This is a genomic window from Nitrospirillum pindoramense, assembly GCF_007827955.1.
Taxonomy (GTDB): domain Bacteria; phylum Pseudomonadota; class Alphaproteobacteria; order Azospirillales; family Azospirillaceae; genus Nitrospirillum; species Nitrospirillum amazonense_B.
The window spans coordinates 63,789-87,533 of the sequence record NZ_VITR01000007.1 but is presented as its reverse complement, the minus strand read 5'-3'; the positions used below and the strand labels follow the sequence as shown (position 1 = coordinate 87,533).

Here is a 23,745-nt window from a genome sequence, read left to right as displayed (position 1 = left end):
CCATGTCCGCGCCCCCCGATGACGATGCCGCCGACTTTGTCATTCCCGCCACCGTGCCGCCCTTCTTCGGCCGGCCGGGCATGGAACGCGCCCTGCTGCTGGCGCGCGGCGTCCGCCGCATGCTGGTCCACCGCGGCATGCGCTCCATGCTGGAGGTACCGCTGGCCAACAACCGCCGCGCCGATATCCTGGCTCTGGCCGGCGACGGCACCGTCACCATCGTCGAGATCAAAAGCTCCGTCGCCGATTTCCGCGCCGACCACAAATGGGGCGATTACCTGGAGTTCTGTGACCGTTTCTACTTCGCCGTGGGCGAGGACTTTCCCCAGGAATTGATTCCCGAGGAATGCGGCCTGATCGTCGCCGACGGCTATGGCGCGGAAATCCTGCGCGAGGGTCCCGAGGTCAAGCTGAACGCCGCGCGGCGCAAGACCCTATTGCTGCGGGTTGCCATGCAGGCCTTCCAGCGCCTGCACCAGGTGGAAGATCCCCGGCCGACGGCGCTGTGATACGCGCGGCCTTTGAACGTGACCGTTCAAAGGCTTCCCCATGCGCCGGGCGCCAGCGTCCGCTGGCTTGGCGTCCCCTCGATTTCCAGTTCGCCTTCGGCTCCCCAGACATCTCGTGCCACTGACACGGGGCAGAGAAAAGGCCGGCCAGGTTGCCCCGGCCGGCCTTTCCGTCATCCATGATCCGGTGCATCAGCCCCGGTTCATGCGGCTGTCCACCAAGTCGGTGACGACCGTCGGATCGGCGAGGGTTGAGGTGTCGCCCAACGCCTCATGCTCGTTGGCGGCGATCTTGCGCAGGATGCGGCGCATGATCTTGCCCGAGCGGGTCTTGGGCAGTCCGGGCGCCCACTGGATCAGGTCGGGCGTGGCGATGGGGCCGATCTCCTTGCGCACCCAGGCCACCAACTCCTTGCGCAACTCCTCCGACGGGGTTTCGCCGGCGTTCAGGGTGACATAGGCGTAGATGCCCTGGCCCTTGATGTCGTGCGGGTAGCCGACGACGGCGGCCTCGGCCACCTTGGGGTGGGCGACCAGCGCGCTTTCCACCTCGGCCGTGCCCAGGCGGTGGCCGGAAACGTTGATGACGTCGTCCACGCGGCCGGTGATCCAGTAATAGCCATCCTCGTCCCGGCGGCAGCCGTCGCCGGTGAAATATTTGCCGGCGAAGGTGGAGAAGTAGGTCTGCTTGAAGCGCTCGTGGTCGCCGAACACGGTGCGCATCTGGCCGGGCCAGCTGTCAGCGATGCAGAGGTTGCCCTCGGTCGCCCCTTCCAGCAGGTGGCCCTCGTTATCGACGATGACCGGCTTCACCCCGAAGAAGGGCAGGGTGGCCGAGCCCGGCTTCGTGGCGGTGGCACCGGGCAGCGGGGTGATCAGGATGCCGCCGGTTTCCGTCTGCCACCAGGTGTCGACGATGGGGCAGCGCTCATCACCCACCACGGAGTGGTACCACAGCCAGGCCTCGGGGTTGATGGGCTCACCCACCGAGCCCAGCAGGCGCAGGCTCTTGCGGCTATGGCGCTTCACCGGCCCTTCGCCCTCGCGCATCAATGCCCGGATGGCGGTGGGGGCGGTGTAGAAGATGTTGACCTTGTGCTTGTCGATGACTTCCCAGAACCGGCCGCTGTCCGGATAGTTGGGAACGCCCTCGAACATCAGGGTCACGGCGCCGTTGGCCAGCGGCCCGTACAGGATGTAGCTGTGGCCGGTGACCCAGCCCACGTCGGCCGTGCACCAGTAGACGTCGCCCTCGTGGTAATCGAAGACGTACTGGTGCGTCATGCTGGCGTAGACCAGGTAGCCGCCGGTGGTGTGCAGCACGCCCTTGGGCTTGCCGGTGGAACCGGAGGTGTAAAGGATGAACAGCGGGTCTTCCGCGTTCATCGGCTCTGGCGGGCAATCGGAAGAGGCGGCTGCGAGGGCCTCGTGGTACCAGATGTCCCGGCCCTCGACCCAGTTCACCGCGCCGCCGGTGCGGCGCACGACGATGACGGTGTCCACGCTGGGGCAGGACTTCAGGGCCTGGTCGGCGTTGACCTTCAGGCCCACCTTGCGGCCACCGCGCAGGCCCTCGTCGGCGGTGATGACGACGCTGCTGCCGCAGTCCTGCACCCGGTCCTTCAGGCTGTCGGGGGAGAAGCCGCCGAACACCACGGAATGGACGGCGCCGATGCGGGCGCAGGCCAGCATGGCGTAGGCAGCCTCCGGGATCATGGGCAGGTAGATGGTGACCCGGTCGCCCTTCTTCACGCCGCGCGCCTTCAGCACATTGGCCAGGCGGGTGACGTTGTCGTACAGCTCGGAATAGGTGATGTGCTTGTGTTCGGACGGGCTGTCGCCCTCCCACAGGATGGCGGTCTGGTCGGCGCGTGCGGGCAGGTGACGATCCACGCAGTTGGCGCAGGCGTTCAGCACGCCGTCCTCATACCAGCGGATGGACACATCGCCGGTGAAGCTGGTGTTCTTCACCTTGGTATAGGGCTGGATCCAGTCCAGCCGGCGGCCATGCTCGCCCCAGAACCCGTCCGGATCACTGATCGAGCGGTCATACATCTGCTGGTATTTCGTCGCGTCGACCCAGGCGTCTGCCGCCACCGCGTCGGGAACGGGGAACAGGGTGTTGTTGCTCATGGGACCTTGGTTTCCTTCCCTGATGTGTTGTCGCCTGCCGGGGCTTCGCGGGCCCACTCCCTCGCGGGGTGTACCCCTTCCGAAGCCGCCATCCCTGTCCGGCTTGCCCCCTCCACATCGGGGGGCGCTGGCCGGCATCGTCTAGTCCAAGCCCGGCGGCGATGGCCATCGCTTACCGGCCCGAGTATCCCTCTTGCCCCCGCATTCCACAAGCGCCAGGCCGTTGCGGCGGCTGGTAAATTTCGCGTCAGCCCTGGGGGTGCGCCTTGTTTTTTCCGGCGGAGTCGTGGCATGGGAAACCATCGACGGCGATGGGGCCATGACATAGATCACCCCGCCAACCGTTCAGGGCGGCGCCCAAGGGGGGGCTCCTGGAGGTTGCGGAGCGATCGGGTGATTTCCCCACCCCTCTCCATTGGCGTCGCTGCCGCGCGTGTTCATTTTGTGTTATTGATAAGGCTGTTATTGTCATCGGCGGGCGCCCCTGCGACGGCGCCCGTAGCTCCGCGCGGATAGGACGACCATGACGACCGGTGTTGGGGACAACGGTGCAGGACAGGACGCCACGGACCTGATCGGCCGCTTGAGCCAGATCAGCAGCCGTACCAGCCTTATGGCGATCGACAGCGTCCTGCGGGCGCTGTCCCACCCGGCCGTGGCACGCACGGCCTCGGGCTTGGCCACGGGGGAGGGCGGGGTCGCCTCGTCCGCGGCCGTCGCCAACGACGCCCTCTCCACGCCCACCGTCGCCGATGTGGCCCGCGAGGTCGGGGTGATCGCTCGCCGCATGGTCACGACGACCGAGGATTTCGCCGCCACGATGAAGACCCGGTCGGCCTGACGACCCCGGCCTAACCACGTGCCGGCGACGTCGCCGGCGCTCAAGTGGCAGTGGCGTCCAGGTGCACCGCGCCATCCTCGATCCGGACGGCCACCGGCGTCAGGCCACGGCCGGCGCAGGGGCCGCGCAGGCACAGGCCGTCCTCCACCCGGAACAGGGCGCCGTGGGTGGCGCACTGCAGATGCTGGCCGTCGGCGCTCATGAATTGGTCGGGCATCCAGTCCAGGGTGGTGCCGACATGGGGGCAGCGGTTGTGATACGCGAACACCGCGCCGCCGCGCCGGGTCACCAGGATTTCCTGCCGGTCGGCGCCGCTGCCCCAATTGATCCCCTTGGCCTGGCCGTCGGGAATGTCGTCCAGGCGGCACAGGGGCGAAGGGGCCAGAGGGGTAGCCGCCTCAGGCATCGACGCCCATGCGCCGGCAGGCGTTTTTCCATTCCGCCTCCGTGATGGGGCAGACGGACAGGCGTGACTGGCGCACCAGGGCCATGCTGGACAGCTCGGGGTCGGCCTTGATGTCCTTCAGGGTCAGGGGCGTCTTCACCGGTGTCACCGGCCTCAGGTCCACCATGACAAAGCGGCCGCTTTCATCCGACGGGTCGGGATAGGCCTCGCGCACGACCTCGGCGATGCCGACGATCTCCAGCCCCTCGTTCGAATGATAGAAGAAGGCGCGGTCGCCCACCTTCATGGCCTTCAGGTTGTTGGCGGCCTGGTAATTGCGCACGCCATCCCAATGGGTGCGGCCGTCGGCCACGAACTTGTCCCAGGAATATTTGAAGGGTTCCGACTTCACCAGCCAGTAGGACATGTTTGGTTCCTTGTTCCCTCAGGCGCCGGGCGCGGCCATCCGGCCGCTTGGCTTATCCTCGATTTCCAGTCCGCTACGCTCCCCGTAAATCTCCGGCGGCCCTCCTTTATGTAAAAAGGGGGGCGCATCCCAAGAAAAAGCGGGGTGGGCTGGTGATGGCGCTGGTCAGGCCTTCGGATAAACGACGCGGAAGGGCTGGATCGTTACGGAAGCGAAAAGGCCGACTTCGGCATAGGGGTCGGCGGCGGCGAAGGCCTGGGCGGCGGCCTCGTCCGGGAAGTCCACGACCAGCAGGCTGCCCGTGGGCTTGCCCTCGGCGTCCAGCAGGGGGCCGGCCACGACGATGTGGGCCACCTGGCCGTCCAGGTACTCCAGGTGGCGCGGGCGGGTGGCCAGGCGCAGATCCAGGTGGCCGGGCTTATCGGTGCAGGTGATGGCGAAATGCATGGGAATGGCTCTCCGGTAAGGCTTAGGCGCCCTCAGGTTTGAGTGGGCGGGACAGCAGGGATTGGATGGTGGCGTTGACGTCGGCGCCATGGTTCAGGATGGCGTCCACCGCCTGGCAGATGGGCATGTCCACCTGGCAGCGGGCGGCCAGGCGCACCACCGCCTCGGCGGTGTAGACACCCTCCGCCACGGAGGTGCGGCCGGCCAGGATGGTGGCCAGCGGCTGGCCCTGGCCCAGGGCGTGGCCCAGCGACATGTTGCGGGACTGCAGGCTGCCGCAGGTCAGCGTCAGGTCCCCCAGGCCGGACAGGCCCATGAAGGTCTCCGGCCTGGCGCCCAGCGACTGGCCCAGGCGGGCGATTTCCGCCAGGCCGCGGGTGATCAGGGCGGCGCGGGCGTTGTCGCCCAGGGCGCGGCCGGCGACGATGCCGCAGGCGATGGCCAGCACGTTCTTCACCGCCCCGCCGATCTCCGCGCCCACCAGGTCATCGCTGGCATAGGGGCGGAAGGTCAGGCTGCCCAGGGCCTGGGCCAAGCGCTGGCTGACCTGCGCGTCCCGGCAGGCCAGGGTCACGGCCGTGGGCAGGCCCCGCGCCACCTCAGCGGCGAAGGTGGGGCCGGACAGCACGGCCACGGGGGTGTCGGGCAGCTCGCCGGCCGCCACCTCGGTCATCAGGCTGCCGGTGGCGATCTCGATGCCCTTGGCGCACAGCACGACGGGGGTGCCGGACGCCAGCAGGGGTTTCAGCCGGGATGTCGTGGCGCGGATGTGCTGCGCCGGGGTGACCAGCAGCACGGCGTCGGCCTGGGCGGCCTCCGCCAGGTCGCCGGTGGCGCGGATGTCGTGGTCCAGGGGCACGCCGGGCAGGAAGGGGGTGTTCTCATGCCGGCCGTTGATGGCGGTCACCACCTCGGCCTCACGCGCCCACAGCACCACGTCGCGCCCGGCCCGGCGGGCGGCCATGGCCAAGGCCGTGCCCCAGGCACCCGCGCCGATGACACCGATGCGCTGCATTTCGTCCCCTTCCGAACCGGTAAGCGTTTGCCGGCTTTGGCTTACCCCGGATGGGCCGGCTTCCGCAATGGGCCGGTGGCGGCGGACGGGGGGCGATGCTACCGTGGCGTCAGCCGACCGGTGGGGTAACCGGCGGATGAATCAGGGATATGGCTTCACATAAGGGGATGCCGAAAATGGCTGTTGGTCGTCTGTCGACGGTGCGTCGCCGCGCCGCCCGTTCCTTTGCCTTGCTGGCCGGCTGCGCGCTGGTCTCCCTCGCCGGGCCGGTGACCGCCCAGGCGCAGGACGGGCCGCCCAAGCCGGTGGTCCTGCACTGCCCGGCGCTGCTGGATTCGGTGGCGGGCAAGATGCTGGGCCCGACCAGCGTGGTCATCCAGGGTGAGCGGGTGGTGGAGGTGGTGCCCGGCACCGTCACCCGCGCCGATGCCGAGGTGGTGGACCTGGCGGGGGAAACCTGCCTGCCCGGCCTGATCGACGCCCATGTCCACATCAGCAGCGAGTTCTCGCCCACGGTCTACAGCGACATGTTGCACTTCAACCTGGCCGACTGGGTGGTGCGCAGCACGGTATGGGCCAAGCGCACCCTGCTCGGCGGCTTCACCACCGTGCGCAACCTGGGCGACAGCCATTATGAGACGGTGGCCCTGCGCGACCAGATCAACAAGGGCTGGGTACCCGGCCCGCGCATCCTGACGGCCGGGCCCGCCATCGGCTCCACCGGCGGCCACGCCGACGACGGCGATGGCCTGCGCATGGATCTGCAGCCCGACGTGGGTGCGCACGACAGCATCATCAACGGCACGGCCGATGCCTGGAAGGCGGTGCGCGAGCACTACAAGCAGAACGTCGACACCATCAAGATCATGACCACTGGCGGCGTGCTGGACCTGTCGGGCAGCGTCGACAACAGCCAGTTGACGGAGGAGGAGACCAAGGCCCTGGTCACGGCGGCGCACGAGTACGGCTACATCGTCGGCGTCCACGCCCACGGGGCGGAGGGCATCCGCCGCGCCGTCGTCGCCGGCGCCGACAGCATCGAGCACGGCACCTTCATGGACGCCCAGGACATGAAGCTGATGAAGGAGCACGGCACCTACTACGTGCCCACGATCTACACCGGCACCTATGTGACCGAAAAGGCCAAGGGCAACCCCCACGCCTATCCGCCGGCGGTACAGGCCAAGGCCCTGCTGGTGGGGCCGCAGCTGATGAAGACGGTGGGCGACGCCTACAAGGCGGGGGTGAAGTTCGCCTATGGCACCGACGCCGGTGTCTACCCGCACGGTGAGAACTGGAAGGACTTCCCCCTGCTGGTCCAGGTGGGCATGCCGGCGATCTACACCCTGCAGATGGCCACCATCAACGCCGCCACCCTGCTGAAGAAGGACAAGGACATCGGCAGCGTCGCCGCCGGCAAGTACGCCGACATCGTCGCCGTCCCCGGCGACCCGACCAAGGACATCACCCTGATGGGCAAGGTCGACTTCGTGATGAAGGGGGGCATCGTCTTCAAGAAAGGCGGTGCCGAGCAGGTATTCACCAGCACGGCGCATTGAGGGAGTCTGCCTAGCGATGCCCTTCAAGGACCTGGTCTCAGGGGCAAGGATGTTCCCTTCACGGGAATATCCTTCTTGTTCCCGGTGTGGGAACGGGCTATGGTTGAAACATGCAAGTCATAGCCCTGCGCACACTTCGCCAGTTCTGGGAAAAGCATCCCCGGGCGGAGGCTTCCGCCCGGGGATGGTATGCGATAGCCGCCAGGGCTGAATGGGCCGGCCCCGCCGACATCAAGGCGCAGTTCGGTTCGACCGTGGATTTCGTGGGGGATAACCGGGTGATCTTTGATCTTGGCGGCAACAAATTCCGCCTGATCGTCCATGTGTCCTACACGTTCAGGCGCGTTCTGGTGAAATTCATCGGAACGCATGCCGAATACGACAAGATTGATGCGGAGATCGTGTGATGAACATCCGCCCCCTGCGGTCCGAAGCGGACTACGAACAGGCCTTGGCCGACATTGAGCGCTTCTTTGAGAACGAACCCGCCCCGGGCACGGTAGAAGCGGACGACTTTGATTTGCTCGCCTTGGTCATCGCCGATTATGAGGCGAAGCATTGGCCCATCGAGATTCCCGACCCGGTCGATGCTATCAAGTTCCAGATGCAGGCCCGGGGCTACAGCCAGCGGGATCTATCCGTCCTTTTGGGATCACGATCCCGGGCATCGGAAATCCTGTCCCGCAAACGGTCCTTGACCATGGAAATGGCATGGAAGCTCAATCGCGAATGGGGCATTCCGGCGGAGTGTCTGATTCGTCCAAGCAATAGCGCCGGCTGACGCGGCGCTTACGCTTTCACCCCCGCGAACTTCATCGGCTTCGCGTTCGGGTCCAGCGGCCAGCGGGGGCGGGGGGCGAAGTCCAGGCCGTCGGTCTGGCCCAGGCGGAAGCGTTCCAGCCCCGCCCAGGCGATCATGGCGGCGTTGTCGGTGCACAGGGCCAGGGGCGGTGCGGTGAAGGTCAGGCCGCGCTTGGCCGCCAGCTTGGCCAACTGCTCGCGCAGGTAGGTGTTGGCGGCCACGCCGCCGGCCACTACCAGGTGCCGGCCCCCACCGTGTTCATTGGCCGGATGCCGGCTCTTGAAGGCCTTGATGGCGCGGTCGCAGCGGTCCAGCAGCGACTGCCCCACGGCGTGGTGGAAGGCGGCGGCGAGATCCGCCACATCCGCCTCGGTCGGCGTGCCCAGCTGCTCCACATGCCGGCGCACCGCGGTCTTGAGGCCGGAGAAGGAGAAGTCGCAGTCCGGCCGCCCCTTCATCGGGGCCGGCAGCTCGAAGCGGCCGGGGTTGGTGGCCTTCTGCGCGGCCTTCTCCAGCAACGGGCCGCCGGGATAACCCAGGCCCAGCAGCTTGGCCGTCTTGTCGAAGGCCTCGCCCACCGCATCGTCGATGGTGGTGCCCAGGCGGCGGTATTGGCCCACGCCTTCCACCTCCAGCAACTGGCAATGCCCGCCTGACACCAGCAACAGCAGATAGGGGAAGGGCACGTCGTTGGTCAGGCGCGCCGTCAGGGCGTGGCCTTCCAGATGGTTCACGGCGACGAAGGGCAGGCCGCGCGCGGCCGCCATGGCCTTGGCCGTCATGACGCCCACGATCACCCCGCCGATCAGGCCGGGCCCGCCGGTGGCGGCGATGGCGTCTACCTGGCCCAGATCCAGGTGCGCTTCTTCCAGCGCCTGGCGGATCAGGCCGTCCAGGTAATGCAGGTGGGCGCGGGCGGCCACCTCCGGCACCACGCCGCCATAGGGGCGGTGCTCATCCAGCTGCGACAGCACGACGTTGGCGCGGATGGCGCGCGTATCGTCGACGATGGCGCAGGCGGTCTCATCACAACTGGTCTCGATACCCAGGACGATCATGACGTAAAACCTTTGGGGCCGATCCGGTGTCCACCGGATTTAAGCCATATCAAATCGGCACGATTTGCGCCGTTGTCACCGACCGGGGCCTTTCCCGCAACCGCAAAGGGCGATAGACAGGCAAGCATGACGATCGCGACGCCCTCCCATACCCCGCAGGCCCCCTTCCGCATAGGAACGCGGGGCAGCCCCCTGGCCCTGGCGCAGGCGCATGAGACGCGCGACCGGCTGGGGGCGGCCCACCCGCACCTGGCGGCGCCCGGCGCCATCGAGATCGTCGTCATCAAGACGACGGGCGACCGCATCCTGGACCGCACCTTGGCGGAGGCGGGCGGCAAGGGCCTGTTCACCAAGGAGATCGAGGACGCCCTGCTGGCGGGGGAGATCGACCTGGCCGTCCATTCCATGAAGGACGTGCCCACGGTGCTGCCGGCGGGGCTGGACATCACCTGCCTGCTGCCGCGCGAAGATCCGCGCGACGCCTGGTTCAGCCGCGACGGCGCCACCCTCATGGAACTGCCGGCCGGCGCCGTCGTCGGTACCGCCAGCCTGCGCCGCCAGGCGCAGGTGCTGGCCCGCCGCCCCGACCTGACCGTGGTGCCCCTGCGCGGCAATGTGCAGACCCGCCTGCGCAAGCTGGCGGAGGGCGAGGTGGATGCGACCCTGCTGGCCATGGCCGGCCTGCGCCGCCTGAGCCTGGACGGTCACGCGACCGCGGTGCTGGAGGCGGACATCATGCTGCCCGCCGTGGCCCAGGGCGCCATCGGCATCGAGACACGCGTCGCCGACGCCGTGACCAACGGCCTGCTGGCCCCCCTGAACTGCGCTGAAACCGCCCTGCGCGTGACGGCGGAGCGCGGCGTGCTGTCCGCCCTGGACGGGTCCTGCCGCACCCCTATCGCCGCGCTGGCCCGCGTGGTGGCAGAGGGGGCGCTGGAACTGGACGCCATGGCCCTCAGCCCGGACGGCCGCACCATCGTCACCACCAGCCGCCGCTTCCTCGCCACCGACGCGCTGGCCGCCGGCCTCGACGCGGGCGCGGAGTTGAAGGGCCGCTTGCCGCCTGGCATCTTCACCGTCTCCTGACCACGACAGCGGACGGCACCCATGGCCACCGTCCTGATCACCCGTCCCCAGCCGGAGGCCGACCGCACGGCGGCGGCCGTGGCGGCGCTGGGCCACCAGGTCCTGGTTGATCCGCTGCTGACGGTGGACTGGCTGGACGGGGCCCTGCCGCCGGCGGATGCGGTGCGCGCCGTCCTGATCACCAGCGCCAACGGTGTACGGGCCCTGGCCCGCCTGGACGCGCCCCGTACGTGGCCGTTGTACGCCGTGGGCGATCGCACCGCCGACGTGGCGCGGGGGCTGGGCTTCACCACTGTGCGCTCCGCCGCCGGCGACGCCGATGCCCTGGTGCGCCTGGTGGCGGATGAGGTGCCGATGGGCGAGGGCCTGCTGCTGCACGCGGCCGGGGCCGATGTGGCGGGCGACCCGGCCGGTGATTTGGCGACCCAGGGCTATGCCACACGGCGGCTGGCCCTGTACCGCACCGTGGCCGCCGATGCCCTTTTGCCGGAGGTGCGCGATGCCCTGGCGGCGGGGTCCATCAGCCATGTGCTGCTTTTTTCTCCCCGGTCGGCACGTACGTTTGTTAACCTTGCAGTACAGGGCGGCGCCGATCTGGCCGCCGTTTCAGCCCTGTGCCTCAGCCCGGCGGTGGCGGGCGCCCTGGAGGGGGATGATCACGACGGGGTGCATCCCTTCCGTCCCGGGGTTTTCCGTCATGTGGCCGTGGCCGCCCATCCCAACCAGGCGGCCTTGCTCGACCTGCTGGGGCGCGGGCCTGGGGCCTGACCGGCCGCCGGCAGGGTCCGCGTTGACAGGGTACGCTTTGAAGGATGAAAGGATCGCCGTATGAGCGGTGAAGGTTCGGACGCGACGTCCCCCCAAACCGGCCTGGTGCCTGCTGGCCTGGGCCACGCGGGCGCCAACCCGCAGGTGGACGCCATCGTCGAACGGTTCGGCGGCATCCGTCCCATGGCGGCCAAGCTGGGCATCCCGGTGACCACGGTCCAGGGCTGGAAAAAGCGTGGGCACATCCCGCCCAACCGCCGCGCTGACCTGGAGGCAGCGGCCACGCGCCTGGACATCCCCCTGACCGCCACCGAACTGGACGCGGTGATGGGCGCGCCCGAGGTTCCTGCCGCGCCGGCCGCCCCCGCGGTCATCGCCCTGCCCGGCACTGTTGAACCCCGTGCCGAAGGGCATGCCGTGCCGTCGCCGGCCCCCTCCCTCCCGGAGGCGCCAAAGCCGCAACCGGAAAGGCCGGAGCCACCGAGGCTGGAAGCCTTCCGGGCGGAGCCGCCGAGGGCCAGCGCCTCCACCAGTTCGCCGTCTGACTCGCCTAGGCCTGACTCTTCCAGGACGGAGACGCCGCGCATGGAGATCCCCAAGGCCGACGCCATCCGCCGCGATCCACCGCGCCCCATCGCCCCGCCGCCGCGCCGGGGCGGCGGCGCCGTGTCGGCCCTGGCGCTGTTGCTGTCCCTGGGGGCGCTGGGTGCCGGGGGCTGGTCGTTGTACCGGTCCGGCAGCCTCGATCCCTGGTTGGTCCGGGCCGGGCTGACGCCTGGGGCGTCCGTGTCGATCGCCCAACCCGCCCCGTCGGCGGAGCAGGCGGGGGTGGAGGCGACGCTGGCCGAGATGGTCCGCCGCCTGAGCGCCGCCACCCAGCACCAACAGGCGCTGGAGCAGGAGGTGGCCGACCTCAAGGCCAAGCTGGCCGCGGCACCGGCTTCCCCAGAGGCGCCGTCCGCCGATGGCGCGCCCGCCCCGGCGGCGCCCGACCCGGCCTTGGCCGCGCGGCTGGAGCAGATGACCGACCAGTTCAACCGCCTGACCGAACGGCAGCGCGCGCTGGAGCAGGCGCTGGCCCAGTCGGCGCAGCAGCGGGAGGAGCTGTCCGGGCGCCTGGCCGCCCAAACCGCCGCCGCCGGCCGTGGGCAGGCCCTGCTGGTGGCCACCAACCAGTTGCAGGCGGCCCTCATGTCCGGCCGGCCTTATGGGGTGGAGTTGTCGGCCGTGCGCGGCTTGGCGCCGGAGGATGACGCCCTGCGCCAGGCGCTGGACCGGCTTGCGCAAAGCCAGGCCACCGGCCTGGCCGGTCCCGTCGCCCTGCGCGAAAGCTTCGACCGCGCCGCCGCCGCCGCCCAGCGCGCCGCCCAGGTGCCGGAGGGGGCGGACTGGCTGGAAACCCTCTGGGGCCGGCTCAAGGCCCTGGTCACCATTCGCCGCAAGGATGGCCGCCTGGAGGGCAACGCCCCCGACGCCGTCGTGTCGCGCGCCGGCGCCGCCCTGGACCGGGGCGATATCGGCACGGCGGTGGCGGAGATGTCGGCCCTGTCCGGTCCGCCGGCCGCCGCGCCCGAGGTCCAGGCCTGGCTGCGGGACGCACAGGCGCGGCTGAGCGCGGACGAGGCCATGGCCCGACTGTCGCGCCGCGCGGTCAGCGATGTGCAGGCGGGCCTGCCGGCCCCCAAGGCCAAGCCGGTCGAGAGCGCGCCCGCCGAGCCGTCGTCCACCCCATCCGAGTCCGGCAAGGGCGAGACGCCCCAGCCGGAGCAGCCGAAGCCGCCCGAGGATGCGGCTCAACCGCCCACTCCTCAACCGCCCGCCTCTCAGCCACCCGCCTCTCAACCCCCCAGTGGCCAACAGCCGGCTGAAGGGGGCCACCCATGAGGCGGACCCTCTGGTTCCTGCTGCGCCTGGGCCTGGTGGTCGCTTTGGCGGTCTGGGTGGCGCAGCGGCCCGGCACCCTGCGCCTGGATTGGCAGGGATACATCGTCCAGACCCAGGTGGGGGTGGTGGCCGCGGCGCTGTTGGTCTTGGCGGTGGTGGCCTATGTCCTGGTCCGCCTGTTCCTGCTGCTGTGGCGCAGCCCCCGGCGCTTCGGCGCGGGACGGCGCACCAGCCGGCGGACGCGCGGGTACCAGGCGCTCAGCCGCGGCTTCCTGGCGGTGGCCAGTGGCGACACCGCCGCCGCCAGCCGCCTCGCGGACAAGGCGGAGGCGCTGCTGAATGAGCCGTCGCTGACCCTGCTTCTGTCGGCACAAGCCGCGCAGCTGGCGGGCGACGAGGCGGCGGCGGCCGGTCATTATGCCGCCATGCGTGACCGGGGGGCCGCGCTGAAGCAGCCGGACATGGCCTTCGTCGGCTTGCGCGGCCTGGCCCTGCAGGCCTTGGCGGCGGGCAAGACCCGGCAGGCCCTGGAACTGGCCCAGGAAGCGCAGGCCCTGAAGCCCAAGGCGCGCTGGCCCCTGCTGACGCAGTTCGACCTACAGGCCCGCGCCGGCGATTGGACGGCGGCGGCGACCACCTTGGACGCCCTGACCTCGGCCAAGGCGCTGCCCCCGGAAACCCTGCGCCGCCATCGCGCCGCCCTGCTGGTCGAACGCAGCCGGGCGGCGGAGGCTGAGGGCAACCAGGACCAAGCCCTGGCGCTGGCGCGCAAGGCGCATGATCTGGAGCCGGGGTCCGTGCCGGCCGCGGTCCAGGCGGCCCGCCTGCTGGCCGCCACCGGTTCGGCCCGCGCCGCCACGCGCGCCTTGGAACAGGCCTGGCGGGCCTCGCCCCACCCCGATTTGGCCGCCGCCTGGGGCGCGGCCGGGGAAAAGGCCGGGGACGCCGCCGATCCGCTGGCCCGCGTGAAGCGGCTGGAGGCGCTGGTGGCCATTGACGCGACCGTGCCGGAGGCGCACGTCGCCTTGGCCGACGCGGCGGTCGAGGCCCGCCTGTGGGGCTTGGCGCGCGGCCATCTGACCCGGGCGCTGACCTTGCGTCCCAGCGCGCGCGTCTACCGCCGCCTGGCGGCCGTGGCCGTGGCGGAGCATGGCGAGGGACCGGAGGAGCGGGGCCATCTGGCCCAGGCGGCCAAGGCCGCCGCCGACCCGGCCTGGGTGTGCCGGTCCTGTGGGGGCGTGAACCCGGCCTGGGGGGCGCTGTGCGCCCATTGCGGCGGCTTCGACACCCTTGCCTGGCGGCTTCCCGGCGGTGCCGCCCAGGGAAGCGTGCCGGCCGAGACGCTGGGCTTCCTGCCGCCGCCGGAGCCGGGGGCGGAGGGGGGCGAGGGCGCCGGTGCGGGCTCCCGCCTCAGCGGGCGTCTGCCGTCCTTCACGCTCGCCAGCCTCAGGCCCGGCCGCCGGTCATGATTCCCCTACCCTTCGCCCCGCCCCGGGCGGAATCGCTGCTGTTGCTGGCCTTGGCCTTGGCGCTGAACGCCTTCATCGCCGGCTTTCCCGCCGTGGACCGCTGGCTGATGACGCCGCAGGGGCAGCTGGCCCAGGCGGTGCGCTGGGCGGACAAGCGCCTGAACCGCATCGAACGGCTGGACAGCGTGCGCCTGGCGCGCGGCGCCCTTCTGGTGCTGGTGCTGACGGGGGGCGTGGGGCTGGCGGCCCTGGTGCTGACCATCGCCGCCGTGCACCTGCGCGTGGCGTGGCTGCTGTCGCTGCTGCTGGTGACCCGGGCGCTGGTCTTCGGGCGGCTGCTGGTCACGATGCGCACCCTGCTGGCGGCGGCGCCGGCGGCGGACGAGGACGCGTTGCGCCAGGCGGTGGCGCCCCTGACGCACAAGCCCGTCTGGTCCATGGATCGGCATGCCGTGCTGCGCGCGGGCATGGAGGCGCTGGTGGGCCAGGCCAGCCGGGGCCTGGTGGCGCCGCTGTTCTGGTTCGCGCTGTTCGATCTGCCGGGCCTGATGATGTGGGTGACGGTGGAGGCGGTGGCGGCCACGGTGGGCCACACTTCCCCCCGCTACGCCGCCTTCGGCCGGCCGGCGCGGCGGGCCCTGGGGGTAATGGATTGGGTGCCCGCCCGCCTGACCGTGCTGTTCCTGGCGGCGGGCTGCCTGATCGTGCCAGGCAGCCGCCCGGCCCTGGCACTGGCCGCCCTGCGCACCCATCATATCCAGGGCACGGCGGCCCTGCCGCTCCACGCTGTGGCGCGCGCCCTGAACCTGGCGCTGGCCGGCCCCCGCAAGGAGGGCGAGATCGTGGTCTACGAGGACTGGCTGGGCACTGGCCGCGCCCGCGTCGACACCAGCGACCTGCGCGCCGTCGTCGCCCTCACCAGCGCCGCCAGCCTGATGGCCGTGTGCATCGCACTGTTGGCGCTGGTGTGGGCTTAGCGGTTCCGTCCGCGCTGCCGGTGCGTGAGGAACACCCTTACGGTTGGCTCAGCACCGCTGCCAGGGCCTGCGCCTCCGGCCGGAAGAAGGCGCGGTCCAGCAGGATTTGTTCGGGCGTGGTCTGCTGGCCGTAGAAGATGTCGTTCCATTCCTTGCGCGGGGTGATGACCGAGCCGTCGACGGCCAGGCCGCCGAACAGGCCGCTGGTCTTGGCATAGACGTACATGTCGGCGTCCATGCCCACGCCATAGCCGGCGCCCACCTGGGTGCCCAGCTCGCCCACCGCCACCTTGGCGTCGGCACCCAGTTTCACGCTGCGGTCCATGACGGCGTTCAGGCCCTTGTCGGTCATGATCACCAGCATCATCTGCGCCTGCTGGCCGCCGAACTGCAGGCCGAAGCTGGCCTCCGCCATGGTGTAGAAGGCCGGGCCGCTCCACGACCCGTCGCTGCCGCGCGCCACCAGCACGCCGGTGCCGCCGCCGCCGCCCAGGAAGAAACCGGCCTGGATGACGTTGGGCAGGATCAGCACGCCCTTGGCCCGGTGCAGCAGGCTTTTCAACGGGGCGTACTGCGGGTCGCCCAGCAGGGTCATGGCGGTCAGGCGCGCGCGCTCCACCATCAACTGCGCCTCCGTCACCTCCGCCCGCGCCGGCATCGCGGTTCCCAGCGCCAGCGCGAAACCCGCCGCCGCACCCGCCAACACCTGCCGCCGATCGATCATCGTCCTCATCCTCTTTAGTCGCGGTTCAGCGGGGCTGAACCAGCTTTTGACGTTGTTGGCAGAATTCCTACCATATCTGGGTGCCGCCGCCCATGGTTCAGGGCGACGCCACACCATGGGCCTCACCCTAAAGGGTAACTAAGGCGGCCGTGCGGCACGGGGAGGGGTGATTAGGGGATGCGGTTGACCCAGCGCACGGCCCAGCCGGGGCCGTTCGGCGTGGGGATGCGGTCCAGGCGGGTCAGCGACAGCGGCGCGATGTCCAGGGACAGCGCCGCGGCCGGGGATAGCGACAGCGCCTGGGCCACCGCGGCCCGGATGGGCCCGGCATGGCTGACGCAGACGATGTCACGGTCACCCGCCTGCCGCAGGCTCCAGTCCTCCACCGCCTCGGCGACACGGCGGCACAGCGTGGCGAAGCTTTCCCCCCCTGGCGGGGCGGTGCCGGCGGGATCGGCCCAGAAGGGGGCCAGGTGCGGGTCGCCCGCATCCTCCAGCCCGGCGTAGCTGTGGCCCTGCCAGGCGCCGAAATGCTGCTCCATCAGGCGGGGGTCGGTCTCCGCCTCCGCCGGGGCGGCGGGCACCAGGGCGGTCAGGCGCACCGCCGTTTCCCGCGTGCGGGACAGGGGGCTGGCCAGCCACAGCGCGGGGGTGGGCAGGCGCGCGGCGGTCAGCTGGGCGCTGGACCCCGGCCAGGGGGCCGCCAGCGGCACGTCGGCCTGGCCGGCGATTTGGTGCGGCTGGTCCAGCGGCGCGTGGCGCACCCACCACCAGCGGACCGTTGCCTCCGGCCGTTGGCTCATGGAATGGGGACCGCGCCGCCCAGCGCGCCGGTCACGGCCACCAGGAACAGGATTTCCGCCACCTGCTCGGCGGCGCCGAGCACGTCGCCGGTGATGCCTCCCACCTGGCGGCGGGCCAGCTGGGCCACGACCAGGACGCCGCCGGCCGCTACCGCCAGGACGGCCAGGCGGGTCATGCCCCCATCCATGGGCAGCTTGCCCAGGGTGGTGGCGGCCAGGACGAAGCCGGCCAGCAGCGCCGCCAGGGCGCGGGCGCTGTTGGGTTTGCCCACGCCGGCGCTGTGGCCCACCAGTCGCGCCTCGGGCAGCAGCAGCTTCATGCCCGGCAGGAAGGCGCGGGAATAGGCATGCGCGCCGATCAGGGCCACGGCCACATGGTGGGGGCTGGCGATGGCCGCCAGGGCCAGGGTGCGGGCGGCCACGCTCAGCACCAGGGCGGCGGCGCCATAGGTGCCCACGCGGCTGTCCTTCATGATGGTCAGCTTGGCCTCGCGGTCGCGCCCGCCGCCGAAGCCGTCGGCCACGTCGGCCAGCCCGTCCTCATGCAACGCGCCGGTCAGGCCCATCAGGGCGCCTACGGTCAGCAGTGCCGCCAGCAGGGGCGGGACGTTGACGCTGCTCAGGCCCCAATAGACCAGGCCGCCCACGGCGCCGATCAGGGTGCCGACGATGGGAAACCAGGTCAGCGCCCGGGAATCCAGGTCCTGGGGCCAGGCCCCGCGCCAACGGATGGGCAACCGCGTCAAAAAGATCACGGCGGCTATGAATTCGGCGAAGACACCGCCCAGGCGCGGCCCCGTTGCATCAGTCATGGTTCCGGTATACGGGAAGTCCCGTCCGCCCGCCAGCGCCAGTCCGGCGCCTGATCGCGGGTCCCATCATCGGGCCGGAGCATCATGAGCGACATCCCCTCCTTCGACGAATTCCGCCGCGTCCTGGCCGACCTGCCGGGCCCGGATCTGGAGGCCGCCACCACCGTCATGCAGCGCGAGGTGCAGCTGACCAAGCCGCGCGGCGCCCTGGGCCGGCTGGAAAGCCTGACCGAGTGGCTGGCCACCTGGCAGGGCCGCACGCCCCCCCGGGTGCAGCATCCGCGTGTGGCGGTGTTCGCCGGCAACCATGGTGTGGCGGCGCTGGGCGTGTCCGCCTATCCTTCGGCAGTGACGGCCCAGATGGTGCGCAACTTCACCCAGGGTGGTGCGGCGGTGAACCAGCTGTGTGGCCAGGCCGACGCCGACCTGCGCGTCTATGAGCTGGACCTGGACAACCCCACGGCCGACTTCACCCACGGCCCCGCCATGAGCGAGGAGGCCTGCGCCCGTGCCATGGCCTACGGCATGATGGCGGTGGAGACCGGCATCGACGTGCTGTGCCTGGGGGAGATGGGCATCGGCAACTCCACGTCCGCCGCCGCCCTGTGCCTGGCCCTGTTCGGGGGCAAGGCTGGGGATTGGGTCGGTCCCGGCACCGGCCTGGATGCCGAGGGCGTGGCGCGCAAGGCCGCTGTGGTCGCGGCCGGCGTCCAGGCCAACGCCGATCTGCTGGCCGATCCCTTCCATGTCCTGCGCGCCCTGGGCGGGTATGAGCTGGCGGCCATCGTCGGCGCCATCATGGCGGCCCGCATGGCCCGCACGCCGGTGGTGCTGGACGGCTACGCCTGCACCGCCGCCGCCGCCGTGCTGTTCAAGCTGGACCCCCGCGCCCTGGACCATTGCATCGTCGGCCACCTGTCGGCCGAGCCGGCCCACCGCCGCCTGCTGGACGCTATCGGCCAGGAACCGCTGCTGACCCTGGGCATGCGCCTGGGCGAAGGCTCCGGCGCCGCCCTGGCCCTGCCCCTGCTGCAGGCCGCTGTCGCCTGCCACACCGGCATGGCGACGTTCACCGAGGCCGGCGTGTCCACACGCGGCGCAGAGGGCCGGGCCACGCATTAAAGGCGCTGACACACTCGCCCTCGAAGCGCCAAGGCCCAGTTTCAGCTGGAACTGGGCTAGGCCGCGACTGCGGCCGCCGGAGTTTTGCGGGGAGCGAGAGCGGACTGCAAAACGAGGACAAGCCAAGGGCCGGATGGCCCGCCGGCGCCTGAGGCGAACCAACCAGCCTCTCACGGCCGGTGATACGTCAGCACCCACATGACGCCCACGGCCACCGCCACCAGGCAGGCCAGCATCCAGGTGCGGATGGGGATGGCCACCTTTTCGCCGGGCCCCTTGTCCTTCTTGGGCTTGGCCGGGCGCTCCGAGCCGGCGACGACGGTGGGTTTGGGCCGGCCGCTGCCCTTGTAGGGGTCGTGCAGTTCCACCAGGCGCCAGTCGTAGTTGGACAGCGCGTCCTCGCTCTCGAAATCCACCTGGATCAGGCGGACGTAGCCGCGCCCGTGGCTGCGCACCGCCTCGCTGAATTCCCGCTTGCCCGCCGACAGGCTGTCGACCAGGGCCAGGGTTTCCCACTTTTTGCCCTGGGGCTTCTGCACCGCGAATTTGCGCTGGCTGTCCAAGGAACTTTCTCCACCGGGTGGCATCCCGCCGTCATTATCAATGCCATACGCCCGGGGGCAAGGGCCTGCACGGGTGCGACGCCTTGGCCGATGCGCAATCGCTTGACGCCCGGCATGGTTGCCGCTGCTTAATCCAGGCGACCTTGAGCTTTGGGACGGTCGGGACGATGACGCGGCAGGCGTGGACAGCAAGCGTGGGCGACAGCCCGGATGAGGCGCGGCCGGGGAGCGGGCGCTGGGCGGCGGCGCGCATCAACCTGCGCACCCTCAACACCATCCGCTGGATCGCCATCGCTGGCCAGACCATCACCTTGCTGACGGTGGAGGATCTGGTCGGTGTCGACATCCCGCTGCTGCCGGCCCTGGCGGTGACGGCGGTGTCGCTGCTGATCAACCTGTACGCCGTCGCCCGCCGGCGCCGCAGCCCCTTCCTGACCGAACTGGGCGCCGTCGCCTTCCTGGGCTACGACACCGTGCAGCTCACCCTGTTGCTCCTGCTGACTGGCGGCCTGGAAAATCCCTTCGCCGTCCTGGTCCTGGCGCCGCTGATGGTGGGGGCCAGCATGCTGGCGCGCCGGCTGGTCACGGGCCTCACCGCGCTGACCACCGCCTGTCTCACCCTGCTGTGGGCGTTGGCCATGCCCCTGTCCTGGCCGGCCAGCAACGGCGTCACCCTGTCGCCCATCTATCTGGCCGGCATCTGGGCGGCGCTCACTCTGGCGGCCATTTTCATCGCGACCTACGTCTACAAGGTGGCGCAGTCGGGCCGCGACCTGTCCCAGGCTCTGATCGCCAGCCAAGTGTCGCTGGCCCGCGCCCAGAAGGCGTCCGCCCTGGGCGCCCTGGCGGCGGCGGCGGCCCACGAGCTGGGCAGCCCGCTGGGCACCATCGCCGTGGTGGCCAAGGAGCTGGCCCGCGACATGCCGCCCGACAGCCCCTGGCAGGAGGATGTCCAGCTGCTGCAAAGCCAGTGCGACCGCTGCCGCGTCATCCTGGCCGACCTGGCCCGCCGCCCGGACGCGGAAGGGGAGATGGAGCCCTACGCCCCCCTGGGGCCCGTCCAGGTCATCGAGGCCGTGGCCGCCCCGCACCGGCGGGCGGACGTGACCCTGGACATCACCGTCACCGGGGCGGAGGAGGGGGCGCCGTCTCCCCTGCCGCTGTCGCCGGAACTGCAGCACGGCCTGGGCAACATCATCCAGAACGCCATGCAATTCGCCACCACCCGGGTGGACGTGACCCTGCATTGCGACCCCTCCGCCCTGGTGCTGACGGTGGCGGACGATGGCCCCGGCTTTCCCGTCAGCCTGCTGGAACGGTTGGGGGAGCCCTATGTCTCCGACCGGGATGAACGGTTGGAGCAGGTGCCCGTGCGCGTGGGCGGCGGCGGCACCATGGGGTTGGGCCTGTTCATCGCCCAGATCCTGCTGGAACGCACCGGCGCCATCGTCTCCTACGCCAACGGCCGGCCGGGCAGCACCCCCGTCGGGGCCGGCGCCCAGGTCACCGTGAACTGGAGCGGGCCGCAGCCGGGCGACTGAGGCGGGCGATTGATAAGTCCCAAGACTGGCGGTGAACGGTCCGAAGACAGGCCAAAGGGATGGATAATCGACAGGGCATGGGCCCCGGCGTATTACCGCCCTTGGACGGCCACAATCGCGTGTCCATCTATTCCGGCATAACGGGGCGTCCTTTTGCCGCGTGTCGAAATCGCAGGCAAGCCGTCCCGGACGGCGTAATAAGGTCGTTCATAGCTTTGCAACCGTCCACACAGCACGGCCGGAAAATAAGGGGTTTTCGAGAGATGAGCGTTGAGACCGGTGACGTGATCGATCCCATGCGCCTCGGCTTCACCGGGGACGCGTCGCGCAGCCTGCTGGTGGTGGACGATGACGCCCCCTTCCGCATCCGCCTGGCCCGCGCGCTGGAAAAGCGCGGCTTCGACGTGGTGGCGGTGGACAGCGTCGCGGTGGGCGTGGAGGTGGCGCAGGAGGCCGCCCCGCGCTATGCCGTGGTCGACCTGCGGCTGGCTGACGGCAGCGGCCTGGATGTGGTGAAGGCCCTGCGCGACGCCCGGCCCGAGGCGCGCATCGTCATGCTGACAGGCTATGGCAACATCGCCACCGCCGTCGCCGCCGTGAAGGCCGGCGCCGTGGACTACCTGCCCAAGCCGGCCGACGCCGACGCGGTGGAGGCCGCCCTGCTGACCGACGGGCCCCTGCCGCCGCCGCCGGAACACCCCATGTCCGCCGACCGCGTGCGCTGGGAACACATCCAGCGGGTGTTCGAGCAGTGTGACCGCAACGTCTCGGAAACCGCGCGCCGCCTGAAGATGCACCGCCGTACCCTGCAGCGCATCCTGAACAAGCACGCGCCCAGGACTTGAAGTCGTTTTCCTCAAGCGCCGGCGGGGCCATCCGGCCCCTCGGCTATCCTCGCTGCGCCCTGCGGTGATCGCTGCGGCGCCCGCGGTCGCGGGCTATTCGTCGCTGACGCTCCTCCAGAGCTGGGTTGGGGGCGTTGATCGCTCGATTTGGACGCGCTACCCTGAAAGGGCGGCCGGGGGGCAGAGGAGACCCCAAAGGGGTACCAGAGGGTAATGCTGACCGCGCCCAGGGGCTTGGGCACCGCTCGCGTTAAGCCTATGCGCGAGCCTTAGCCCCGCCGCACCGCTTCTTCAAAAATCGCTGCAGCGGCCTTTGCGTTCCCAGTCGCCGTAGCGGGTGGGCTCGGGGCCGGTGGGGCCGCCGATCTCGCGCACGGGTTCGGGGTTCGCGGCCTCGGCCTTGACGGCTTCGGGGGCGGGCTCGGGCGCCGATGCCGTGGGGGCGACGTGCGCCTTGAACACGGGGGCCTTGGGTTCGGGCAGAGGGGGCTCAGGCAGAGGGGGTAGCTTGCTCATGGGGGTATAATTGGCCCCGCCGTTGGCCGCCGCCAAGGGGTTTTCCGGCATCCCTTCAAATCCATGCCGGAAACGGGGGGCGGGTGGCCGAAAGGGGCCGGTGACAGCGGGCTTTTTCCAGGGTACACCCCGCCCCCATGAATACCGAAACGTTGGCCGCCCGCCGGGTAGTCCTGGATCTCTTGGAAAGCGTGCTGCGCCGCCGCGTGCCGCTGGATGACGCATTGGATCAGCACCGGGGATTGCCGGCGCTGGAGCCGCGCGACCGCGCCTTCGTCCGCCTGCTGACCGCCACCGTCATCCGCCGCCTGGGCCAGATCGACGCCGTGGTCCTGTCGCTGCTGGCGCGGCCGGACCTGCCCAAGGCCGGCGTGCTGGACATCCTGCGCGTTTCCGCCGCCCAACTACTGTTCCTGGGCACCCCCGCCCACGCCGCCGTGGACACGGGCGTGGAACTGGCCGTGGCCAAGGGCCTGGCCGGCATGAAGGGCCTGATCAACGCCGTGCTGCGCCGCCTGGCGCGCGAGGGCGCCGAGCTGCTGGCCGCCCAGGACGCCGGCCGCCTGAACACGCCCGACTGGCTGTGGCTGGCCTGGCGCCAGCACTACGGCACCGGCCACACCCGCGCCATCGTCGACGCCCATCTGGTCGAGGCGCCGCTGGACATCACGGTGAAGGGCGATCCGCGCGCCTGGGCGGAACGGCTGGAGGCGACGGTGCTGCCCACCGGGACCCTGCGCCGCGCCGCCGGCGGGTCGGTCACCGAGCTGCCGGGCTTCAATGAGGGCGCCTGGTGGGTGCAGGACGCGGCTGCGGCGCTGCCCGCCCGCCTGCTGGGCGACGTCGCCGGCCTGACCGTCATCGATTTGTGCGCCGCCCCGGGCGGCAAGACCGCCCAGCTGGCCGCCGCCGGCGCCAAGGTGACGGCGGTCGACCGCTCCGCCCCCCGGCTGGACCGGCTGTCGCGCAACATGGAACGGCTGGGCCTGTCGGTCACCACGGCGGTGGCCGACGCCACCAAGTGGCTGCCGGACGAACCGGTGGACGCCGTGCTGCTGGACGCGCCGTGCAGCGCCACCGGCACCATCCGCCGCCACCCCGACGTGGCGCGGCTGAAAACGCCGGAAGACGTGGGCCGCCTGCAGGGCGTGCAGCGCCGCCTGCTGGATCGCGCCATCGACATGGTGAAGCCTGGCGGCCTGGTGGTCTACTGCACCTGCTCCCTCCAGCCGGAGGAAGGCGAGGAGCAGTTGTCCAAGCTGCTGTCGCGCCGCCTGGATGTCATGGTGGAACCCGTCATTCCGGTCGACTTGGCGTACGACCCGCAGGCGGACGCCACCGCGCTCGCGCCGCTGGTGACCGACAGCGGCGACGTGCGCACCACGCCCGGCCATTGGCCCGAGCTGGGCGGCCTTGACGGATTTTTCATGACCCGCCTGCGCCGCACCGCCTAGCGGTT

25 protein-coding genes are annotated in these 23,745 nt (G+C 70.6%); 14 read left to right on the top strand and 11 right to left on the bottom strand.

What is annotated here, in order from left to right:
- Positions 1-2 precede the first annotated feature (2 nt).
- Entirely contained in the window at positions 3-509 is a 507-nt protein-coding gene (locus tag FBZ90_RS13100) for an MmcB family DNA repair protein (protein WP_246130391.1), read from the top strand.
- Between the two features lie 192 nt (positions 510-701).
- On the opposite strand, the gene acs is transcribed toward FBZ90_RS13100, so the two are convergent.
- The gene (gene acs, locus FBZ90_RS13095; protein ID WP_145732754.1) at positions 702-2,642 is read right to left on the bottom strand and encodes an acetate--CoA ligase; all 1,941 of its coding nucleotides are present in this window, start codon (positions 2,640-2,642) and stop codon (positions 702-704) included.
- A 523-nt stretch (positions 2,643-3,165) separates the two neighbouring features.
- Here acs and FBZ90_RS13090 point away from each other — a divergent pair.
- Positions 3,166-3,483, top strand: a complete 318-nt coding sequence (locus FBZ90_RS13090) for a hypothetical protein (RefSeq protein WP_145732752.1) — start codon at positions 3,166-3,168, stop codon at positions 3,481-3,483.
- A 40-nt stretch (positions 3,484-3,523) separates the two neighbouring features.
- On the opposite strand, the gene FBZ90_RS13085 is transcribed toward FBZ90_RS13090, so the two are convergent.
- From FBZ90_RS13085 to FBZ90_RS13070, 4 genes are all read right to left on the bottom strand, one after another.
- Entirely contained in the window at positions 3,524-3,889 is a 366-nt protein-coding gene (locus tag FBZ90_RS13085; RefSeq protein ID WP_145732751.1) for a Rieske (2Fe-2S) protein, read from the bottom strand.
- Complete coding sequence (locus FBZ90_RS13080; protein WP_145732750.1) at positions 3,882-4,295, bottom strand: EVE domain-containing protein; 414 nt, start codon at positions 4,293-4,295, stop codon at positions 3,882-3,884. The genes FBZ90_RS13085 and FBZ90_RS13080 overlap by 8 nt, the downstream gene beginning before the upstream one ends.
- Positions 4,296-4,460: 165 nt before the next feature.
- Positions 4,461-4,742, bottom strand: coding sequence for a YciI family protein (locus FBZ90_RS13075; protein ID WP_145732748.1), 282 nt, complete (start codon positions 4,740-4,742; stop codon positions 4,461-4,463).
- 22 nt (positions 4,743-4,764) lie between these two features.
- On the bottom strand, positions 4,765-5,757 hold the full coding sequence (locus tag FBZ90_RS13070) for an NAD(P)H-dependent glycerol-3-phosphate dehydrogenase (RefSeq protein ID WP_145732747.1): 993 nt from the start codon (positions 5,755-5,757) through the stop codon (positions 4,765-4,767).
- A 176-nt stretch (positions 5,758-5,933) separates the two neighbouring features.
- Between FBZ90_RS13070 and FBZ90_RS13065 the strand changes: the two genes are divergently transcribed.
- The 3 genes from FBZ90_RS13065 (at position 5,934) to FBZ90_RS13055 (ending at position 8,097) form a co-directional block, all read left to right on the top strand.
- A complete protein-coding gene (locus FBZ90_RS13065; protein WP_145732745.1) occupies positions 5,934-7,316 on the top strand; it encodes a metal-dependent hydrolase family protein in 1,383 nt (460 codons plus the stop codon).
- Positions 7,317-7,426: 110 nt separating this feature from the next.
- Entirely contained in the window at positions 7,427-7,723 is a 297-nt protein-coding gene (locus FBZ90_RS13060) for a type II toxin-antitoxin system HigB family toxin (protein WP_145732744.1), read from the top strand.
- Positions 7,723-8,097 (top strand): helix-turn-helix domain-containing protein, encoded by a 375-nt coding sequence (locus tag FBZ90_RS13055; protein ID WP_186455790.1) that lies wholly within the window; start codon positions 7,723-7,725, stop codon positions 8,095-8,097. The genes FBZ90_RS13060 and FBZ90_RS13055 overlap by 1 nt, the downstream gene beginning before the upstream one ends.
- 8 nt (positions 8,098-8,105) lie before the next feature.
- Here the strand turns inward: FBZ90_RS13055 and tsaD are convergent, their stop codons facing one another.
- A complete protein-coding gene (gene tsaD / locus FBZ90_RS13050; RefSeq protein ID WP_145732741.1) occupies positions 8,106-9,176 on the bottom strand; it encodes a tRNA (adenosine(37)-N6)-threonylcarbamoyltransferase complex transferase subunit TsaD in 1,071 nt (356 codons plus the stop codon).
- Between the two features lie 126 nt (positions 9,177-9,302).
- Here tsaD and hemC point away from each other — a divergent pair, with 126 nt between their 5' ends.
- The 5 genes from hemC to FBZ90_RS13025 are packed head-to-tail and all read left to right on the top strand — an operon-like array spanning position 9,303 to position 15,360.
- Positions 9,303-10,262 (top strand): hydroxymethylbilane synthase, encoded by a 960-nt coding sequence (gene hemC, locus FBZ90_RS13045; RefSeq protein WP_145732740.1) that lies wholly within the window; start codon positions 9,303-9,305, stop codon positions 10,260-10,262.
- A gap of 21 nt (positions 10,263-10,283) precedes the next feature.
- Positions 10,284-11,030, top strand: a complete 747-nt coding sequence (locus FBZ90_RS13040) for a uroporphyrinogen-III synthase (protein WP_145732739.1) — start codon at positions 10,284-10,286, stop codon at positions 11,028-11,030.
- A 60-nt stretch (positions 11,031-11,090) separates the two neighbouring features.
- Positions 11,091-12,914, top strand: coding sequence for a carph-isopro domain-containing protein (locus tag FBZ90_RS13035; RefSeq protein ID WP_145732738.1), 1,824 nt, complete (start codon positions 11,091-11,093; stop codon positions 12,912-12,914).
- Positions 12,911-14,383 carry a heme biosynthesis protein HemY gene (locus tag FBZ90_RS13030; protein WP_145732736.1) on the top strand — a complete coding sequence of 491 codons (1,473 nt, stop codon included), beginning with the start codon at positions 12,911-12,913 and terminating at the stop codon, positions 14,381-14,383. The genes FBZ90_RS13035 and FBZ90_RS13030 overlap by 4 nt, the downstream gene beginning before the upstream one ends.
- Positions 14,380-15,360, top strand: coding sequence for a cobalamin biosynthesis protein CobD/CbiB (locus tag FBZ90_RS13025; protein ID WP_145732735.1), 981 nt, complete (start codon positions 14,380-14,382; stop codon positions 15,358-15,360). Before FBZ90_RS13030 ends, FBZ90_RS13025 begins: the two co-directional genes overlap by 4 nt.
- Before the next feature lie 37 nt (positions 15,361-15,397).
- On the opposite strand, the gene FBZ90_RS13020 is transcribed toward FBZ90_RS13025, so the two are convergent.
- From FBZ90_RS13020 to cobS, 3 genes are all read right to left on the bottom strand, one after another.
- A complete protein-coding gene (locus tag FBZ90_RS13020) occupies positions 15,398-16,084 on the bottom strand; it encodes a lipid-binding SYLF domain-containing protein (RefSeq protein WP_145732734.1) in 687 nt (228 codons plus the stop codon).
- 170 nt (positions 16,085-16,254) lie between these two features.
- Positions 16,255-16,887: a histidine phosphatase family protein gene (locus tag FBZ90_RS13015; protein ID WP_145732732.1), complete on the bottom strand. Its 633-nt coding sequence runs from the start codon at positions 16,885-16,887 to the stop codon at positions 16,255-16,257.
- Positions 16,884-17,699: an adenosylcobinamide-GDP ribazoletransferase gene (gene cobS / locus FBZ90_RS13010; protein WP_145732730.1), complete on the bottom strand. Its 816-nt coding sequence runs from the start codon at positions 17,697-17,699 to the stop codon at positions 16,884-16,886. Before cobS ends, FBZ90_RS13015 begins: the two co-directional genes overlap by 4 nt.
- 84 nt (positions 17,700-17,783) lie before the next feature.
- On the opposite strand from cobS, the gene cobT reads away from it, so the two are divergent.
- Positions 17,784-18,821, top strand: coding sequence for a nicotinate-nucleotide--dimethylbenzimidazole phosphoribosyltransferase (cobT, locus tag FBZ90_RS13005; protein WP_145732729.1), 1,038 nt, complete (start codon positions 17,784-17,786; stop codon positions 18,819-18,821).
- A 170-nt stretch (positions 18,822-18,991) separates the two neighbouring features.
- Here the strand turns inward: cobT and FBZ90_RS13000 are convergent, their stop codons facing one another.
- On the bottom strand, positions 18,992-19,384 hold the full coding sequence (locus FBZ90_RS13000; RefSeq protein ID WP_145732728.1) for a hypothetical protein: 393 nt from the start codon (positions 19,382-19,384) through the stop codon (positions 18,992-18,994).
- Between the two features lie 167 nt (positions 19,385-19,551).
- Between FBZ90_RS13000 and FBZ90_RS12995 the strand changes: the two genes are divergently transcribed.
- Entirely contained in the window at positions 19,552-20,925 is a 1,374-nt protein-coding gene (locus tag FBZ90_RS12995) for an ActS/PrrB/RegB family redox-sensitive histidine kinase (protein WP_145732726.1), read from the top strand.
- Positions 20,926-21,188: 263 nt separating this feature from the next.
- On the top strand, positions 21,189-21,770 hold the full coding sequence (locus FBZ90_RS12990) for an ActR/PrrA/RegA family redox response regulator transcription factor (protein WP_338121715.1): 582 nt from the start codon (positions 21,189-21,191) through the stop codon (positions 21,768-21,770).
- 291 nt (positions 21,771-22,061) lie between these two features.
- Here FBZ90_RS12990 and FBZ90_RS12985 read toward each other — a convergent pair whose 3' ends face one another.
- Entirely contained in the window at positions 22,062-22,337 is a 276-nt protein-coding gene (locus FBZ90_RS12985; RefSeq protein WP_420872596.1) for a DUF1674 domain-containing protein, read from the bottom strand.
- Positions 22,338-22,423: 86 nt separating this feature from the next.
- Here FBZ90_RS12985 and FBZ90_RS12980 point away from each other — a divergent pair, with 86 nt between their 5' ends.
- On the top strand, positions 22,424-23,740 hold the full coding sequence (locus FBZ90_RS12980; protein WP_145732725.1) for an RsmB/NOP family class I SAM-dependent RNA methyltransferase: 1,317 nt from the start codon (positions 22,424-22,426) through the stop codon (positions 23,738-23,740).
- Positions 23,741-23,745 lie beyond the last annotated feature (5 nt).